We start from the raw sequence: 1639 nt of genomic DNA on the forward strand, positions 1-1639 counted from the left end.
GCGCGGGGTGGGGGCAGTGGTGGGGGGCCGTTCAGGGTCGTTTTCGCCGAGGCGAAGCGGTCGTCCAGGGAGTCGGGGGCCGGGGTGGCGCCCGTATCGCCTGTGGAGTCGTCGTACAGCTGCCCCCACCAGTCGTCCTCGGGACCGGTGGGCCTTCCCCCCTGCTGGCTCATGCCCCCAATTGTCCACCGCACGGCCCGGATGAAAACGGGGCATCCGGAAAATCCCCGCCCCTCGCCCGGCCGGGGCCCACGTCCCGGGTGACGGCTGGGACACCTGTTCGTCGCTGTTCTGCGCCGCCCCTCACCCTCCTGCACCCTGGACAGATGGGAGCGTGGGAACTCCTGCTCGCCGGACTGGTGATCCTGTTCGGCCTGTGCGGAGTACTGCTGCCCGGAGTGCCGGGATCGTGGCTGGTGTGGGCCGCGGTCATGTGGTGGGCCCTGAAGGATCCCCGCCCCGTCGCCTGGTGGGTGCTCGTGGGGGCGACGGTCGTGCTGTTCCTCTCCCAGGTGATCCGCTGGGCCCTGCCACCCCGCCGCCTGCGCCCCACCGGAAGCGACGCCCGGCTGATGACGTACGCGGGCGTCGGCTCACTGATCGGCTTCGTGGTGCTGCCCGTCCTCGGCGCGGTCCCGGGTTTCCTCGCCGGGATCTACCTGTGCGAGCGGTTCCGCCTGGGCCGCCACGGCGAGGCGGTCGCGTCGCTGCGGACGACGATGCGGGCGGGCGGCTGGAGCGTGCTCACGGAGCTGTTCACCTGCCAGCTGATCACGGCGGCCTGGCTGGGCGCGGTCTTCTGGGGCTGACAACGCTCCTGCCACTGCACGCCACTCACAGCACCCCCTCGTGCGTCAGCAGCCGTACCTTGCGCTCCAGTCCGCCCGCGTACCCGGTGAGGGAACCGTCCGAGCCGATCACGCGATGGCACGGGCGGACGATCAGCAGCGGGTTGGCTCCGATCGCCCCGCCGACCGCCCGCACGGCGGCCCTCGGCGCACCGATCCGCGCCGCGATCTCGCCGTACGACACGGTCGCCCCGTAGGGGATGTCATCGAGGGCGGCCCACACCTTCTCGCGGAAGGGCGTGCCGGTGCTGTGCAGCGGCAGCCGGAACTCCGTCAGCTCGCCGGCGAAGTACGCGGTGAGCTGCTCGTCCGCCGCGCCGAAGGGGCCCGGGTCCTGCCGCCAGCCGGGCCCCACGGTCCGCCCGCCTTTCTGCCCGGGCAGGGACAGCGAGGTCAGTTCGCCGTCCGGTCCGGCGGTGAGGAGGAGTGGTCCCAGCGGGCTGTCGACGGTCGTCCAGTACGTGGTGGTCATCGGTACTCCGGTTCGTCGTCGGGCGCGTCGTGCGCTGCCGCGCGCAGGTGGGCGAGGGCGTACGAGCGCCAGGGGCGCCAGCTGTCGGGGACGTCAGGACCGGGCGGGGCCACGTCCGGGTCGCCGAGGGCGCGGACGCGGATCTCGGCGACGGTACGGCCGTCCAGGCCGGGAAGGGCGCGCAGGGCGGCCTCGGCGGCGTCCCGGTCGGCGCCGGGGTCGAGCCGGAGCGCGCCGTCGGCGAGGGCGGCGGTGAGCGCGCCCAGGGGTCCGTCGGGTTCGGCGCCGGCGAGGACGGCGGGTTCGGGGAAGAGGTGGG

General features: G+C 73.9%; 2 protein-coding genes and 1 pseudogene. 1 reads left to right on the forward strand and 2 read right to left on the reverse strand.

The features are described from left to right. The first annotated feature begins 326 nt into the window (after positions 1-326). Positions 327-809 carry a DUF456 domain-containing protein gene (locus N4P33_RS35095; RefSeq protein WP_260830955.1) on the forward strand — a complete coding sequence of 161 codons (483 nt, stop codon included), beginning with the start codon at positions 327-329 and terminating at the stop codon, positions 807-809. Positions 810-834: 25 nt separating this feature from the next. On the opposite strand, the gene N4P33_RS35100 is transcribed toward N4P33_RS35095, so the two are convergent. Both N4P33_RS35100 and N4P33_RS35105 read right to left on the reverse strand, forming a co-directional pair. Continuing rightward, positions 835-1320, reverse strand: coding sequence for a methylated-DNA--[protein]-cysteine S-methyltransferase (locus N4P33_RS35100; RefSeq protein WP_260830956.1), 486 nt, complete (start codon positions 1318-1320; stop codon positions 835-837). Further along, a pseudogene (locus N4P33_RS35105) lies at positions 1317-1639 on the reverse strand (DNA-3-methyladenine glycosylase 2 family protein); the annotation flags it as partial. The pseudogene N4P33_RS35105 and the gene N4P33_RS35100, both read right to left, overlap by 4 nt.

The sequence above is a fragment of the Streptomyces sp. 15-116A genome, from assembly GCF_025290915.1.
Taxonomy (GTDB): Bacteria; Actinomycetota; Actinomycetes; order Streptomycetales; family Streptomycetaceae; genus Streptomyces.